Source organism: Variovorax sp. ISS6, assembly GCF_056523145.1.
On sequence record NZ_JAWRZC010000001.1, the window covers coordinates 2,880,998 to 2,897,110 of the forward strand.

Sequence of the window (16,113 nt, forward strand, 5' to 3'; positions counted from 1 at the left end):
GGCGCGGCGGACGGTGAAGGGACTGCGAACCGGCCTCAATGTTCCTCGGCCGGCGCTTGCGGAACTGTACGCTGACGCAACACGGTTGCGGCAACGCCGCTCGCGATGATGAGCGCCATGCCGGTCCAGCCGGCGGCGTCGATGCGGTCGTCGAACAGCACCACGCTGTAGAAGGCCGCGAAGATGATGCCCGAGTACTGCAGGTTGGCCACCACCAGGGTGCCGCTCTGGGTCTTGGCGGTGGCGTAGGCGCGCGTCATGCAAAGCTGTCCGAGAGCGGCCAGCAGGCCGATCGGCAGCAGCCACAGGCCGTGGCGCCAGTTCCATTCCGAAAAGCCCGTGAAGGCCGTGGCCAGCGCACCGGCCACGGCCGAGCCGAGCGCGAAATAGAACACCGTGCGCATCTCGGGCTCGCCGATGCGCGAGAGCGCCACCACCTGCATGTAGGCGAAGGCGGCGGTCAGGCCCGACAGCAGGCCCAGCAGGCCGGCGAAGCCCTGGCTCGAATCGACGCTGGGCTTGAGCATCAGCACCACGCCGACGAAGCCGGTGAGCACGGTCAGCACCAGCGGCGCCTGCAGCGGCGGGCGCGACACGCGGCCGTCGCGGCCCGGCACCGGCATCCAGGCCAGCAGCGCGCCGCCGACCAGGAAGGCGGCGATCCAGACGCTGCTCATGTAGTTGAGGGTGACGGCCGTGGCCAGCGGCATGTGGGCGATGGCATAGAACCACGCGCCCAGCGAGACCACGCCGATCAGGCTGCGCCAGGCATGCATGCCCGGGTACCGGGTGGCGAGCGAGACGCCGCGGCTGCGCGCGAGCAGCCACAGGAAGACGATGCCGATGACGCCGCGCCACAGCACCATCTCGCCGCTGGTGAACCAGGCCGAGGCGATCTTCACGGCCACGCCCATGGTGGCGAACAAAAAGGCGCCGAGCACCATCCAGAGCGCTTGCATCGTCTTGACTTCTTACAAAAGAAAAATAGCTGAAACGCCCGCCAATCGGACGTGTTCAGCTATCAAGAGAATAGCAGGAAACGAGGCGGAAGCAGTCGCTTCGACGCCTCAGCCGGCGGCCTGCAGCTCGCGCCGGTACCACTCGTGGAACTGCTGCATGCCGTCTTCCATCGGGCTCTGGTAGGGGCCGGTCTCGTTGTCGCCGCGCAGCATCAGCGCGCGGCGGCCGGCGTCCATGCGCTCGGCGATCTCGTCGTCTTCCACGCAGGTTTCCATGTAGGCGGCGCGCTGGGCCTCGACGAACTCGCGCTCGAAGGCGACGATTTCCTCGGGGTAGAAGAACTCCACCATGTTGAGCGTCTTGGTCGGGCTGACCGGGTGCAGGGTCGAGACGGTGAGCACGTGCGGATACCACTCGATCATCACGTGCGGGTAGTAGGTGAGCCAGATCGCGCCGTACTTGGGCGGCTTGCCCTCGCGGTACTGCAGCAGCTGTTCCTGCCACTTCTGGTAGACCGGGCTGCCCGCGCGGCCCAGGCGGTTGGCCACGCCCACGGTCTGCACCGAGTAGTTGCGGTTGAACTCCCAGCGCAGGTCGTCGCAGGTGACGAAGCTGCCCAGGCCCGGATGGAACGGGCCGACGTGGTAGTCCTCGAGATAGACCTCGATGAAGGTCTTCCAGTTGTAGTTGCACTCGTGCAGCTCGACGTGGTCGAGCGCGAAGCCCTCGAACGAGAGGTCGGCGCGCGGACCCAGGCCGGCCATGTCGGCGGCGATGTCGCGGCCGTTGGCCTCGAACAGCAGGCCGTTCCACTCGGTGAGCGGGTAGTTGTGCAGGTTCAGGCAGGGGTCCTGCGCGAAATGCGGGGCGCCGATCAGCGTGCCGGTGGTGCGCGCGTCGGCCGCGGCATAGGTCCAGCGGTGCAGCGGGCAGACGATGTTGCCGCCGGTGCGCGCGTCGAGTTCGCCGCGGCCCTGCAGGATCACGGCCTGGCGGTGGCGGCAGACGTTGGAGATCAGTTCCACGCCCTTGGGCGTGTGGACCAGCGCGCGGCCCTGGTGCTCGTGGGGCAGCGTGTGGAAGTTGCCGGCCTCCGGCACGGCAAGGCGGTGGCCGACATAGCGTGGGCCACGGGCAAAGAGCGTTTCCATCTCGCGGGCGAAGAGCGCCTCGTCGAAGTACGCGGAAACCGGAAGTTGGCTCGTGGCCTGCTGCAGTTGAAGACTTAAATCAGACATGGAGGACCTGACCAAGCTCCCCACAGGGAGGAAAACAAAATTGAAACGGAAGGTACCGACGACAGGAGAGGCGTGCCGGCCCGAGAGTTGCGCCGGCGTGACCGGCTGGGGGAGGGTGATTGTACCCGGGGGGCCTTCCTTGTGGCCCCTGGGGCTTTCACCCTGGTCGGGGCGGGCGTCCTGTACGGCCGTGCATGACGTCGCGGGCAGGTGTCGCGCAGGCCGTCGATGCGTCACTGGCCGAGACCTAAAATGCGCGGTTTCATCCTCGTTGCCCCCGCATGCCCAAGGTGCCTTCCTCTCCCGCGTCCAGTCCGGCGCCCACGCCCGACACGGGCCCGATGCCCGTCAGCTACGAAGCGGGACTCCAGGAACTGGAGCAACTGGTCGCGGAACTCGAATCGGGCCAGCTGCCGCTCGACCGGCTGCTGGGCAGCTACCAGCGCGGCGCCGCGCTGCTGGCCTTCTGCCGCGACCGGCTGCAGGCGGTGGAGGACCAGATCAAGGTGCTCGACGCGGGCAGCCTCAAGCCCTGGGCCGCCGAATGACCGCGGCCACCACGTCCTCCGCCTGGGATCAGGCCCGCCTCGCGCTCTGGAGCCGTCCGCACCTCGAGCGCGTCGAACAGGCGCTGTCGGGCTGGGTCGGCGTCGATTCGCCGGTGCTGCTCGGCGAGGCCATGCGCTATGCGGTGCTCGACGGCGGCAAGCGGCTGCGGCCGCTCTTGGTGCTCGCGGCCAGCGAGGCGGTCGGCGGCAATGCGGCCGCGGCGCTGCGCGCGGCCTGCGCCACCGAGCTGATCCATGCCTATTCGCTGGTGCACGACGACCTGCCGTGCATGGACAACGACGTGCTGCGCCGCGGCAAGCCCACCGTGCACGTGAAGTTCGGCGAGGCCGATGCACTGCTCGCGGGCGACGCGCTGCAGGCGCTGGCCTTCGAGCTGCTCACGCCCGATGGCGACGAGGTGCCGCCCGCGATGCAGGCCACGCTGTGCCGCATGCTGGCGCGCGCCGCCGGCAGCCAGGGCATGGCCGGCGGCCAGGCGATCGACCTCGCGAGCGTGGGCGTGGCCTTGAACGAAGCGCAGTTGCGCGAGATGCACCGGCTGAAGACCGGCGCGCTGCTGCAGGGCAGCGTCGAGATGGGGGCGGCCTGCGGCACCGGTGTTTCGCCGGCGGCGCTGACCGCGCTGCGCGGCTACGGCGCGGCGATCGGCCTGGCCTTCCAGGTCGTCGACGACATCCTCGATGTGACGGCCGATTCGCAGACCCTCGGCAAGACCGCCGGCAAGGATGCCGCGGCCGACAAGCCCACCTATGTGTCGCTGCTGGGGCTCGAGGGAGCCCGGGCCCAGGCCTCGCAACTGCTCGACGACGCTCTTGCAGCGCTCGATGCGAGCGGCCTGAACGACACCGCGGCGCTGCGCGCCCTGGCCCACATGGTCGTCGCCCGCGACCGCTAGACAAGAACGAACACCACGATCCATGGCCGCTCCGCTGCTCCCCACGCTCCACGATCCGTCCCCCATCCGCCAGTACGACCGGGCCCAGCTCAAGCAGCTGTCCGACGAGGTGCGCGCCTGCGTGCTCGACAACGTCTCGCGCACCGGCGGCCACCTGAGCTCGAACCTCGGCACGGTGGAGCTCACGGTCGCGCTGCACCACGTCTTCAACACGCCGCACGACCGGCTGGTGTGGGACGTGGGCCACCAGACCTATCCGCACAAGATCCTCACGGGCCGGCGCGAGCGCATGCCCACCCTGCGCCAGCTCGGCGGCATCTCGGGCTTCCCGCAGCGCAGCGAGAGCGAGTACGACACCTTCGGCACCGCGCACTCGTCGACCAGCATCTCGGCCGCGCTCGGCATGGCCATGGCCGCCAAGCAGAAGGGCGAGGACCGCTTCACCGTGGCCATCATCGGCGACGGCGCGCTCACGGCCGGCATGGCCTTCGAGGCGCTCAACAACGCGGGCGTGTGCGACTGCCGGCTGATCGTGATCCTCAACGACAACGACATGTCGATCAGCCCGCCGGTGGGCGCGCTCAACCGCTACCTCGCGCAGCTGATGAGCGGCAACTTCTACGCCGCCGCCAAGAACGTGGGCAAGAGCGTGCTGCGCGCCGCGCCGCCGCTGTTCGAGCTGGCCAAGCGCTTCGAGCAGCATGCCAAGGGCATGGTGGTGCCGGCCACGCTGTTCGAGCAGTTCGGCTTCAACTACGTGGGCCCGATCGACGGCCACGACATCGACTCGCTGGTGCCCACGCTCGAGAACCTCAAGCACCTCGAGGGTCCGCAGTTCCTGCACGTGGTGACCAAGAAGGGCCAGGGCTACAAGCTGGCCGAGGCCGATCCCGTGGCCTACCACGGCCCCGGCAAATTCGATCCGCAGGTCGGCCTGGTCAAGCCCGCGTCGGCGCCCAAGAAGACCTTCACGCAGGTCTTCGGCCAGTGGCTGTGCGACACGGCGGCCAAGGACGGCCGGCTGGTCGGCATCACGCCGGCCATGCGCGAAGGCTCGGGTCTCGTCGAGTTCGAGCAGCGTTTCCCCGACCGCTACTACGACGTCGGCATCGCCGAGCAGCATGCCGTGACCTTCGCCGCGGGCCTGGCCTGCGAGGGCCTGAAGCCGGTGGTGGCGATCTACTCGACCTTCCTGCAGCGCGGCTACGACCAGCTGGTGCACGACGTCGCGATCCAGAACCTGCCGGTGGTGTTCGCGCTCGACCGCGCGGGCCTGGTGGGCGCCGACGGCGCCACGCATGCGGGTGCCTACGACATCCCGTTCCTGCGCTGCATCCCGAACATGAGCATCGCCTGTCCCGCCGACGAGCGCGAGACACGGCAGCTGCTGACCACCGCCTACGAGCAGGACCACCCGGTGGCCGTGCGCTATCCGCGCGGCGCGGGTGCCGGCGTCGAGCCGCACCTCGCGCTCGACGGCCTGCCCTTCGGCAAGGGCGAGCTGCGCCGCCAGGGAAAGCGCATCGCCATCCTGGCCTTCGGCACGCTGCTGTATCCGGCGCTCACGGCCGCCGAGGCGCTCGACGCCACGGTCGCCAACATGCGCTGGGCCAAGCCGCTCGACGTGGAGCTGCTGCTCGAGGTGGCGCGCTCGCACGAGGCGCTGGTCACGCTCGAGGAAGGCGCGTTGATGGGCGGCGCGGGCAGCGCGGTGCTCGAGGCGCTGCAGGCCGCCGGCGTGCAGGTGCCGGTGCTGCAGCTGGGCCTGCCCGACCGCTTCATCGAGCACGGCGACCCGGCCAAGCTGCTGGCCTCGATCGGGCTCGATGCGCCCGGTATCGAGCAGTCGATCCGGCAACGCTTCGGTGCCGTCGCAGGGTAAACCCCCGCCGCCCGTGTGTAAGGGCGTTTTTACAATCGTCCAAGGCCTGTCGACGCACAGGCCTTAAGACTTACAAAAGTCCCCAACGCGGTCACAAGCCGCGTTTCGTTTTTCTTGAAGCACTCGGAGTGAAATCAATGGATCGTCGTTCCCTCATCAAAAACGCCGGCATCGCCGGCGTTCTGGCTGCCGGCATCGCGCCTGCCGTTCATGCGCAGGCCGCCGTGCGCTGGCGCCTGGCGTCGAGCTTCCCCCGCTCGCTCGACACCATCTTCGGCAGTGCCGAAATGCTTTCGAAGACGGTCAAGGCCCTGTCGGGCGGCAAGTTCGAAATCTCCGCGCACCCCGCGGGCGAACTGATGCCCGCGTTCGGCGTGGTCGATGCGCTGCAGGGCGACACTCTGGAGATGGCCCAGTCCGCGGCCTACTACTTCACCGGCAAGGATCCGATCTTCGCCTTCAGCTGCGCGGTGCCCTTCGGCCTGACGGCCCGCCAGACCGATTCGTGGAAAGAGTACGGCAACGGCCGCAAGCTGCTCGACGCCTTCTTCGCCAACTACAACTTCCGCACCGCCAGCGCCGGCAACACCGGCACGCAGATGGGCGGCTGGTACCGCAAGGAAATCAAGACCGTCGAGGACCTCAAGGGCCTGAAGATGCGCATGGGCGGCGGCGTGTTCGGCGAGGCGATGGCCAAGCTGGGCGTGGTGTCGCAGAACATGCCCGCCGGCGACGTGTACCAGGCGCTCGAGAAGGGCACGCTGGACGCGGCCGAATTCGTCGGCCCGCACGACGACGAGAAGCTGGGCTTCAACAAGGTCGCTCCCTACTACTACTACCCCGGCTGGTGGGAAGGCGGCGCCGACCTCGAGTTCTTCATCAACAACAAGGCCTACGCCAAGCTGTCGGACGAGAACAAGGCCATCCTCGACGCGGCCACCAAGGTGGCGGCGCGCGACATGATCGCCAAGTACGACGCCTACAACCCGGTCGCGCTGAAGAAGCTGGTGGCCGCCAAGACCCAGCTCAAGGCGTTCCCGAAGGCCGTGATGGATGCCGGCTTCAAGGCCTCGATGGACACCTTCGCCGAGCACGAGGCGAAGTCGCCCGAGTTCAAGAAGATCCACCAGGACATGCGCGCCTTCCAGCGCGACCAGATCCTGTGGAACCGCTTCTCGGAGTACCCGTTCAACCAGTACATGAACTCGGTCAAGATCTGAGTTCCACGGCCGGGAGGGCGCCAGCCCTTCCCGGACCGGGCCACGAAAAAGGCCGGCCGCTCGCGAGAGTGGCCGGCCTTTTTCCTGGGGGGCGCCCCGGAGGGCACCGCCCGCGCGTCAGGGCTTCTTGTCGCCCTGCTTGAGCGCGTCCTCCATCGCCTTGAGCGGGTCGCTCTCGGCCGGCTCGGCCGTGGGCGCGGGCGTTTCCGCGCCCTGCGGCGCGCCGGCATCGGGCGTGCTGCCCGGCGCCGCGTCGGGCGAGGCCGGCTGGTCGTTGCCGTAGGGCTCGGAGGACGGGGCGCCGTCTTCCGACTTCAGGCTGTCGCGCATCTGCGCGCCGATGTCCTCGAGGTTGACGTTGACCTCCTTGTCGAGGCTGCCGGTCACCAGCTGGGGGAAGGCGATCAGGATGCCCACCATCGTCAGCTGGATCAGCACGAAGGGGATCGCGCCCTTGTAGATCTGCATCGTGGTCACGGGCTCCATGACCTTCTGCGTCACGCGGTCCACGTACTGCTTCTCGGGCGCGACCGAACGCAGGAAGAACAGCGCGAAGCCGAAGGGTGGGTGCATGAACGAGGTCTGCATGTTCACCGCCAGCAGCACGCCGAACCAGATCAGATCGATGCCCAGCTTGTGGGCCACCGGCGCCAGCAGCGGCACCACGATGAACGAGAGCTCGAAGTAGTCGAGGAAGAAGGCCAGGAAGAACACCAGCACGTTCACCGCGATCAGGAAGCCCACCGGGCCGCCGGGCAGCGCCGACAGCAGGTGCTCGACCCAGATCGGGCCGTCGGCGGCCTGGAACACCAGGCTGAAGACCGTGGCGCCGATCAGGATGAACATCACGAAGCTCGAGAGCTTGGTGGTCGAGGCCAGGCCCTGCTTGAGCAGGGTCATGTTCATGCGCCCGCGCAGCCAGGCCATGACCAGCGCGCCCACCGCGCCCATCGCGCCGCCTTCGGTCGGCGTGGCCACGCCCAGGAAGATGGTGCCCAGCACCAGGAAGATCAGCAGCAGCGGCGGGATCAGCACGAAGGTGACGCGCTCGGCCAGCCGCGACAGCAGGTTGAGCTTCAGGCCCTTGTTGACCAGCGCGATCACCAGCGCGACGAACACGCCGCCGCACATGGCGACCACGACCTTCTCGTCGGTCGCGACCGAGGTCACTTCCTCGCCCTGGAACCAGGTGTGCACGGCCGCCATGTTGCGCGCCAGCACCACGGCCACCACGGCCGAGAGGGCCGTGAGCGCCACCAGCGAGACGTAGCCGCCGCTGCCGTTGGGTTCGCGGAAGGTGCGTGCCTCGGGCGGCAGCGCGGGCACCTGCGCGGGCTTGAAGATCGCGAGGAAGACCACGTACAGCACGTACAGGCCCATCAGCATGAAGCCGGGCAGGAAGGCGCCCTTGTACATGTCGCCGACGCTCTTGCCGAGCTGGTCGGCCATGATGATCAGCACCAGCGAGGGCGGGATGATCTGGGCCAGCGTGCCGGAGGCTGCGATGACGCCGCTGGTGAGCCGCCGGTCGTAGCCGTAGCGCAGCATGATCGGCAGCGAGATCAGGCCCATCGAGATGACCGAGGCCGCCACCACGCCGGTGGTGGCCGCCAGCAGCGCGCCGACGAAGATCACGGCCAGCGCCAGGCCGCCGCGCATCGGGCCGAACACCTGGCCGACGGTGTCGAGCAGGTCCTCGGCCATGCCGCTTCGCTCGAGGATCAGCCCCATGAGCGTGAAGAAGGGGACCGCCAGCAGCGTGTCGTTGGCCATGATGCCGATGAGCCGCTGGGGCAGCCAGGCCATCACCGAGGACTGGAACACGCCCAGTTCGATGCCGATCAGGCCGAAGAACAGGCCGCAGGCGCCGAGGCTGAAGGCCACGGGAAAGCCCAGCAGGAGGAAGCAGATCAGCCCCGCGAACATGATCGGGGCGAAGTTGGCGACGATGAATTCCATGGTGTGTGTCTGGTGCGCTCAGTGCTGCGGCTTGGCCGAGGTGCCGGCCTTGGCGGCATCCGCCTCGGCCTGCAGGCGCAGGGCTTCGATGAGTTCGGCCTCGGCCGTCTTGTCGGTCAGGCGGCCCATGGGATCGGGTCCCTGGCCGCGCAGGAACGCGATGCGCTTGATCAGTTCGGACCAGCCCTGCAGCAGCAGCAGCACGAAGCCCGCCGGCAGCGCCGCCCACACCGGCCAGCGGATCAGGCCGCCGGAATTGCCGGACACCTCGCCCGACTGGTACATCTGGATCACCACCGGGGTCGAGAGGTAGAGCACCGCCAGGCACAGCGGCGTGAGGAAGAAGGCGAAGCCGATGATGTCGATCCAGACCTGCTTGCGCTTGGACAGGCGGCTGTTGACCACGTCGATGCGCACATGCTCGCGGTGCAGCAGGGTGAAGCCCGCGGCGATCAGGAACGACCACGCGAACAGATACCACTGGACCTCGAGGAACGCGTTCGAGCTGGTGTTGAAGACCTTCCGCACGAGCGCGTTGACGGCGCTGATCACGGTGGCGGCCAGGATGAGCCAGATGGCGTATTTGCCCACTTGGGCGTTGAGCCAGTCGATGGCCCGGGACAGCTTGAGCAAGCCTTGCATCACATCTCCATTTTTGTAGTGGAAGCCGCCCCGATACGAATGCACCCGACGCACCGACGTTGTGCGCCGGCGGGTCGGGTGCGGGGAAGCGGGCTGAATTCTAATGAACTACCCCGGGGATTACCTTCAGGGGCTACCCCGGGGGCGGTGGCCATAATGGGCCATGGCCCAGACACCGCGCCCCGCGTCCGACCCGGCGGTTTCCATGCCCGCCAGCATCGACTCCCCCGACATGCTCCGCGCCGGCCGCGAACTGCTGTCGCTGGCGCTGATCGATGCGCGCAACCACACGCTGCACCTGCTGTCGCTCTACGAGCAGGCGCTGGGCTCGGCCGCGCTGCCGGTGCCGCCCGAACTGCAGCGCGAGGAGGGCATGCAGCCGCCGGTCTGGCTGGCCGGCCACATCGGCTGGTTCGCCGAATGGTGGATCGGGCGCAACACGCAGCGTGCCTTCGGCGCCGACTGTCCGGTGCGGCCGACGCGGCTCGCGGCCATCGATCCCGGGGCCGACGACTGGTGGAACCCCGCGCAGATCGGCCCCGAGCGCCGCTGGGCGCCCGGGCTGCCGGACCTGGCCCAGACCAAGGCCTACCTGCTCGAGACGCTCGAGAGCACGCTCGAACTGCTCGAGCATGCGGCCGAGACCGATGCGGGCCTGTACTTCTACCGCCTCGCGCTGTTCCACGAGGACCTGCGCGGCGAGCAGTTCGTGGTGATGGCGCAGACCCTCGGGCTGCCGCTGGGCATCGAGCAGGCGCCCGTGAGCGTGGTGCGCGAGCCGCTGGCGCTGCCGGCCACGCGCTGGGAGCTGGGCCGCGGCGAGGCCGGCTTCGCCTTCGCGCAGGAGCGCGGCGCGCACCGCGTCGACGTGCCGGAGTTCGAGATCGATGCCCAGCCGGTCACCTGGAACCAGTTCACCGAATTCGTCGACGACGGCGGCTACGACCGCGAGGAGCTCTGGCACGGCGAGGGCTGGCGCTGGCTGGCCGCGCAGGCCGAGGGCCGGCGCGGGCCGCGCCACGTGGAGCAGATCGGCGCGGCGCGCAGCGCCACCGGCGGCTCGGTGCTGCAGCAGCGCTTCGGCGCCACCGTGCGCGCGGCCGGCCACCACAGCGCGGTGCACCTGAGCTGGTGGGAGGCCGATGCCTGGGCCCGCTGGGCCGGCCGCCGCATCGCGACCGAGGTCGAGTGGGAGATCGCGGCCCATGCCGCGGCGCGGCGTGGTTTCCGCTGGGGCGACGTGCACGAATGGACCGCGGGCACGCTGCAGCCCTGGCCCGGCTACCGCGCCGATCCGTGGAGCGGCGGCGGCGAGTTCGATCCCGCCGCGGGCTTCGGCCGCGCGCGCGTGCTGCGCGGGGCCTCGTTCGCCACGCGCGCGCGGCTGCGCTCGATGCGGCGGCGCGGCTTCGCGCTGCCGTGGCGCGACGACGGCTTCCTGGGCTTCAGGACCTGCGCGCTGTAGCCGGCGTGGCGTTCAGTCCATCCGCTGCAGCTGCACGTCGGTGACGGCCACGCTGCCCGAACCCTTCGGGAAGCGCAGCGTGACCTGCCGGATGTGCGCGAGGTCCACGCCATGCAGCGCGAAGGCCTTCAGCGGAACCGCCACCATGTTCAGCAGCGGCCGGGTGGTGCCGGTGTCGGCATAGATCGCGTCCTCGGGCGCGTCGACCAGCGGGATCGCGCCGTCGGGCTTGCGCGCGATCCCGTAGAGCGCATCGCTGAAGTCGCTGCCCTTGAGCGCGGCCTTGCGGCCCTGCGTGTCGACGAGCGCGATCTCGACCTCCTGGCCGATCGGGGCCAGCACGGCGACGCGCACGCTCAGCGTGTCGAAGCCCTGGGTTGAAAGATCGCCGGTGTCGATGGCCATGACGGGGCCGGCCGCTTCCCATTGCAGCTGGGCCTGATCCGTGGTCGACCAGGTCAGCAGGGTCTTGCCGTCGTACGAGGATGGGCGGTACAGCTCGCCTTCCTTGAACAGGCGCTCGACCGGGCGCTGGCTCAGCGGATCGGTGCAGGCCGCCTTGCGGCCGCCCAGCAGGCCGTCGATGGCCAGGAACTGGCATTGGACGGTCGCCTTGAAGCGCTCGTAGCGCGTCACGAGTCCGCTCGCATTCCTGGCGCTGGCGTCGGCGTTGCGGAAGTCCTGGAGCAGCTTGCGCTGGGTGGCGGGCTGGTGCACCGTCAGCACGACGCGCTCGTCGCACTGGCGCTCGCCGGCCGGGCAGCCCGCGGAAGGAATGGGCGCCTGTCCCTTCCAGTACGGTGCGAACTGGAACTCGTCGCCCACGAAGTAGCGCAGGAACGACTGCATGAGGAACTCGCCGTTGCGCCGCTGGTCGTCGGCGCCGAGCCGCAGCGTCTCGATCTTTCCCGCCTTGCAATAGAGCGGCGCGTTCTTCTCGGAATCGTCGTTCTCGGACCAGTGGTCGTTGTAGAAGTTGTGGTTGGCGCCTCGCACGACCACCTGGTACTTGGGCGCGGTCTCGTCCGCCGCCGTGTTGCGGCTGTCGTCGAAGATCTGCGCGCCCGGCATGTTGTAGACGTCGCCGTCGCAGGTGGGCAGCAGCGTCGCGAACGGCACGTAGGTCACGTTCGACAGCCGCCGCGCGTTGATCGGCGCCAGCGAGAAGACCGCGCGGATCCGGTGCGGCGGCTCGCTGCCCGATGGCAGCAGCACGCCCGATTCGCGCAGGGCCTCGGGCGAGGAGACCTGCTCCAGCCACGCGCTGCTGCCCGCATTGATGAGCTTCGGCATCGAGCTCGCGTCCCGGAAACGGGCGCTGGCCTTTTCCAGCGCGGCCTTCTCCGCGTCGAGCACCGCCTGGGCCGCCGCGACCTGTTCGCTCCATCGCCGCAGGTCCTGCTTCAGCGCCTCGATCACCGCAGGCGCCGCGGGCGGCGACTGGCCCTGCATCGCCGTGAGCGCGGCCTGCGCCATGATGAGCTGCACGGTCAGCTGGCTGACGGTGGCCGAGGCGGCCTCGACCCGCTTCTGGATCCGCGCCTGCTCGGCCTCGGCGAGCGCGGCCGCCTGGCGGATCTCGCGCGCGGCTTCGACGTTCTGGTAGCTGATGCCGATGCGCTGCCGGTTCAGCTCGACCGCGTAGGCCACCGCCTCGGCGCCTCGGGAGTGGCCGACGATGCCCACGCGGTCGAGGTCCAGCTTCCCCTTGAGCCCGGGCAGTTCGACGCCGTTGAACACGCCCGTCGCATTGCCGGCGCGCAGCAGGTCGAGCGTGGTCATCAGCAACTGGCCGCGCGCGAGCGCGCCGGCGTCGGATGCGTTGATGTTGTTGAGGCCGTTGATCTTGCCCGCGTCGATCGAGAAGGCCACGTAGCCGTTCTCGGCCAGGCCCTTCTGCAGGTAGTCGTAGCCCTTGGCGTTGTTGAGGTCGGAGGCGTCGTGCATGCCGTGCAGGAACACCACCACCGGATGGCCGCCGGCGGCGGAGGGTTGCACCTTCGACGCGCCCGGCGCACCGGCCTGAGCCATCGGATAGCGCACCGTGCCTCGCAGCGGCACGGTATAGATCACGTCCTTGTACTGGGCATCCGACACCGCCGTGGTGCCGAAGCCGTAGACGATCTGCTCGGACGACAGGTAGCTGCCTTTTTCCCCGAACGGCACGGTCGAGGTGAAGCGCGTGATCGCCGTGGGGTCCGCCGGGTTGGGCGGCGCGGTCACGGAGATCGTCGGCGCGGGGTCGGCGGGTGCGATGGGCGGGACCGCGAGCGGCCGCACGGCCGTGTCATCGCCGCCGCCGCATCCGCTCGCGAGCACGCAGGCCAGGAGCATCGCGCAGGCTGCCGCCGCGCGTGTCGAACGCTTTGTTTTCAATTGCTTTCTCCCAAGATTTCTTAAGAATCGAGGCGAATCGCGACGGGGTTGCAACGCGCCTCTGGCGATGTCCGGATCGCGAAAGCAATGAATCGAAGACGGGGGCGTCGACGTTTGTAGGAGTCCTGCATCTCGCGGTGCGGACCGCGAGGCCGAAGCAAGTCACATGCCTTGCCGGTGCCGTGCCACGGTGCAGACGCAACCGCGTGGCGATGGCCGCGCCGGGCCTCAGCGCTCGCCGCCGTGCTCGGAGGCCAGCGGCGGTGCCACTTCCTCGAGCGGCTTGCGTTCCGCGTCGGCCGCATAGCGCAGCGCGAGCAGCCCGGCCACCACCACCAGCACCGAGGCCAGGCAGTAGCCGACCATCACCGCGCCGCGGCTGCCGGTCTCGATCAACAGGCCGAACAGCAGCGGCGCCGCGAAGCCGCCCGCGCCCATGCCGATGGCATAGAAGATCGCGATCGCCATCGCGCGCATCTCGAGCGGGAACACCTCGCTGACCGTGAGATAGGCCGAGCTCGCGGCGGCCGAGGCGAGGAAGAACACGGCCGACCAGCACAACGCCTGGCTGCGCGCATCGAGCCAGCCCTGCATGAAGGCCCAGCCGGTGAGGGCCAGCCCCACGCCCGCGAGCACATAGGTCAGCGCGATCATGCGGCGCCGGCCCACGCTGTCGAACAGCGGGCCCAGCAGCAGCGGCCCCAGCACGTTGCCGAGCGCGAACGGGAAGATGTAGAGCGCCACGCTGGCCTCGGGCACGGCGTAGAAGCGCGTCAGCACCAGCGCGTAGGTGAAGAAGATCGCGTTGTAGAAGAAGGCCTGCGCGATCATCAAGGCGAGCGCGACCACGCTGCGCTGCCGGTAATGCTGCAGCAGCACGCGCGCCACCTGCCGCATCGGCGGGCTCTCGCGGCGCGCGGCCGTGTAGTCGACGTAACTGCGCGGCGCGGACAGCGGCCCGTGCTGCGCCGAGACTTCGGCCTCGATGGCGCCGACGATGCGCTCGGCCTCGTCGGCGCGGCCGTGCGCGATCAGCCAGCGCGGGCTCTCGGGCACGTGGCGGCGCACCAGCAGGATCGCCACCGCGAGCACCGCGCCCAGGCCGAAGCCGGCGCGCCAGCCCCACACCGGACCGATCACGCGCGCGTCGAGCAGCACCAGGCTCAGCCCGGCGCCGAGCGCGGCGCCGATCCAGAAGCTGCCGTTGATCGCGAGGTTGACGCGGCCGCGCACGCGCGCGGGGATCAGCTCGTCGATGGCCGAGTTGATGGCCGCGTACTCGCCGCCGATGCCCAGCCCGGTGACGAAGCGGCACAGCGCGAAGAAGGCGAAGTCGGGAGAGAAGGCCGTGGCCAGCGTGCCCAGCGTGTAGACCACCAGCGTGACCAGGAACAGCTTCTTGCGTCCGAGCCGGTCGGTGAGCCGGCCGAACAGCAGCGCGCCGAGCACGGCGCCGGCCACGTAGATCGAGCCCGAGAGGCCGATCTCGCCGGCCGTGAGCCCGAGCGTGTCTGGCCGCTCGAGCACGGCGCCGATCGAGCCCACCAGAGTGACCTCGAGGCCGTCGAGCACCCAGGCCACGCCGAGGGCGATCACCACGCGCCAGTGCCAGCGCGACCAGGGCAGGCGGTCGAGGCGGGCGGGGATGTCGCTGCGCAGCGCCGTCATGCGCCCGATTATGGGAAGCGTGCCGTGCCCCGCGTTGTAGGACCGGCGCTGCAATGCGCCGGTGCCATGCGTTGTCCGTTCAGGCCGCGACGGCGGCCGATGCCTGCCGGATGCCCATGGCCTCGAGCGTCTCGGCGATGGCGGCGACCGCGCCCGGAATGCCCGCGTCGCCGAAGTGCCCCATGCAGCCCACGCGGAAGGTCTCCACCTGCGTGAGCTTGCCGGGGTAGAGGATGTAGCCGCGCTTCTTGACCTCGTTGTAGAAGGTCTTGAAGTCGTAGCGCGGATCGTCGGGCGCATGGAAGGTGACGATGATCGGCGCCTGGATGGCCGGGTCGAGGAAGGCGCGCAGGCCCAGCGCGGCCAGCCCGCCCACCAGCGCCTTGCAGTTGCGCGCATAGCGGCCGCCGCGCGCGGCCAGGCCGCCTTCCTCCACGTACTGCGCGATCGCGGTGTCGAGCGCGGCCACCACGTGGGTGGGCGGCGTGAAGCGCCACTGCGTGGTCTTCTCCATGTAGACCCACTGGTCGTACAGGTCCAGGCTCAGCGAGGGGCTGTGGCCTTCGCATTGCTCGAGCGTGCTGCGCTTGACGATCACGAAGCCCATGCCCGGCACGCCCTCGAGGCACTTGCCCGAGGCCGCGACCACGGCATCGAACGGCGTCTTGCGCGCGTCGATCTCGAGCGCGCCGAAGGAGCTCATGGCATCGACGATCAGGCCGCGCCCGTGCTTCGCAACGACCAATGCGATCTCGTGCAGCGGGTTGAGCACGCCGGCGCCGGTTTCGCAGTGCACCACCGCGACATGGGTGATGCCAGGATCGGCCGCGAGCGCGCGGTCCACGTCGGCGGGCGAGATCTGCTTCTCCTCGGTGTAGTCGATGGTGGTCAGCTTGCGGCCCAGCACCTTGCAGATCTTCGCGAGGCGCTGGCAGTAGGCGCCGTTGCTCGGCACCAGCACATGGCCGTCGCGCGGCACCACGGTGCCGATGGCGGCCTCGACCGAGAAGGTGCCGCTGCCCTGCAGCGGCACGCATTCGTGCGTGCCCGTGCCGTGCACGATCTCCAGCACCTGGCGGCGGATGCGCGCGGTGATCTGGTTGAAGTCGCCGTCCCACGAACCCCAGTCGCGCAGCATCGCCTGGCGCGTGCGCTCGGACGTGGTCAGGGGGCCGGGGGTGAGCAGGATCGGATGCGGGGCTTGACTCATGGTGTCTCCAGGCAGGGAAGGGGAATGA

Annotated in this window: 12 protein-coding genes; 5 read left to right on the forward strand and 7 right to left on the reverse strand. The window is 69.3% G+C overall.

Annotated elements, in window-relative coordinates; all coding sequences use genetic code 11:
• Positions 1–35: 35 nt before the first annotated feature.
• Positions 36–959, reverse strand: a complete 924-nt coding sequence (locus AC1HIL_RS13120; protein WP_057589541.1) for a DMT family transporter — start codon at positions 957–959, stop codon at positions 36–38.
• 108 nt (positions 960–1,067) lie between these two features.
• Positions 1,068–2,198, reverse strand: a complete 1,131-nt coding sequence (locus AC1HIL_RS13125; protein ID WP_057589543.1) for an aromatic ring-hydroxylating oxygenase subunit alpha — start codon at positions 2,196–2,198, stop codon at positions 1,068–1,070.
• A 281-nt stretch (positions 2,199–2,479) separates the two neighbouring features.
• On the opposite strand from AC1HIL_RS13125, the gene xseB reads away from it, so the two are divergent.
• The 4 genes from xseB (at position 2,480) to AC1HIL_RS13145 (ending at position 6,765) form a co-directional block, all read left to right on the forward strand.
• The gene (gene xseB, locus AC1HIL_RS13130) at positions 2,480–2,746 is read left to right on the forward strand and encodes an exodeoxyribonuclease VII small subunit (RefSeq protein WP_057589545.1); all 267 of its coding nucleotides are present in this window, start codon (positions 2,480–2,482) and stop codon (positions 2,744–2,746) included.
• Positions 2,743–3,663, forward strand: coding sequence for a polyprenyl synthetase family protein (locus AC1HIL_RS13135; protein WP_261207951.1), 921 nt, complete (start codon positions 2,743–2,745; stop codon positions 3,661–3,663). The genes xseB and AC1HIL_RS13135 overlap by 4 nt, the downstream gene beginning before the upstream one ends.
• 22 nt (positions 3,664–3,685) lie before the next feature.
• A complete protein-coding gene (dxs, locus tag AC1HIL_RS13140; RefSeq protein ID WP_479671944.1) occupies positions 3,686–5,545 on the forward strand; it encodes a 1-deoxy-D-xylulose-5-phosphate synthase in 1,860 nt (619 codons plus the stop codon).
• Positions 5,546–5,682: 137 nt separating this feature from the next.
• Positions 5,683–6,765, forward strand: a complete 1,083-nt coding sequence (locus tag AC1HIL_RS13145) for a TRAP transporter substrate-binding protein (protein ID WP_057589550.1) — start codon at positions 5,683–5,685, stop codon at positions 6,763–6,765.
• A 117-nt stretch (positions 6,766–6,882) separates the two neighbouring features.
• Here the strand turns inward: AC1HIL_RS13145 and AC1HIL_RS13150 are convergent, their stop codons facing one another.
• Together AC1HIL_RS13150 and AC1HIL_RS13155 are read right to left on the reverse strand one after the other, a co-directional pair.
• Complete coding sequence (locus tag AC1HIL_RS13150) at positions 6,883–8,724, reverse strand: TRAP transporter large permease (protein ID WP_261207923.1); 1,842 nt, start codon at positions 8,722–8,724, stop codon at positions 6,883–6,885.
• An 18-nt stretch (positions 8,725–8,742) separates the two neighbouring features.
• Positions 8,743–9,366, reverse strand: coding sequence for a TRAP transporter small permease subunit (locus tag AC1HIL_RS13155; protein WP_479671945.1), 624 nt, complete (start codon positions 9,364–9,366; stop codon positions 8,743–8,745).
• A gap of 205 nt (positions 9,367–9,571) precedes the next feature.
• Between AC1HIL_RS13155 and AC1HIL_RS13160 the strand changes: the two genes are divergently transcribed.
• Positions 9,572–10,831, forward strand: a complete 1,260-nt coding sequence (locus tag AC1HIL_RS13160; protein ID WP_261207920.1) for an SUMF1/EgtB/PvdO family nonheme iron enzyme — start codon at positions 9,572–9,574, stop codon at positions 10,829–10,831.
• A 12-nt stretch (positions 10,832–10,843) separates the two neighbouring features.
• On the opposite strand, the gene AC1HIL_RS13165 is transcribed toward AC1HIL_RS13160, so the two are convergent.
• The 3 genes from AC1HIL_RS13165 to AC1HIL_RS13175 all read right to left on the reverse strand — a co-directional run bounded on the left by AC1HIL_RS13165 (position 10,844) and on the right by AC1HIL_RS13175 (position 16,085).
• Positions 10,844–13,165 (reverse strand): alpha/beta hydrolase, encoded by a 2,322-nt coding sequence (locus AC1HIL_RS13165; protein WP_479671946.1) that lies wholly within the window; start codon positions 13,163–13,165, stop codon positions 10,844–10,846.
• Between the two features lie 270 nt (positions 13,166–13,435).
• A complete protein-coding gene (locus AC1HIL_RS13170) occupies positions 13,436–14,875 on the reverse strand; it encodes an MFS transporter (RefSeq protein ID WP_261207894.1) in 1,440 nt (479 codons plus the stop codon).
• 79 nt (positions 14,876–14,954) lie between these two features.
• Positions 14,955–16,085, reverse strand: a complete 1,131-nt coding sequence (locus AC1HIL_RS13175; RefSeq protein ID WP_479671947.1) for a 2-aminoethylphosphonate--pyruvate transaminase — start codon at positions 16,083–16,085, stop codon at positions 14,955–14,957.
• Positions 16,086–16,113: the final 28 nt, after the last annotated feature.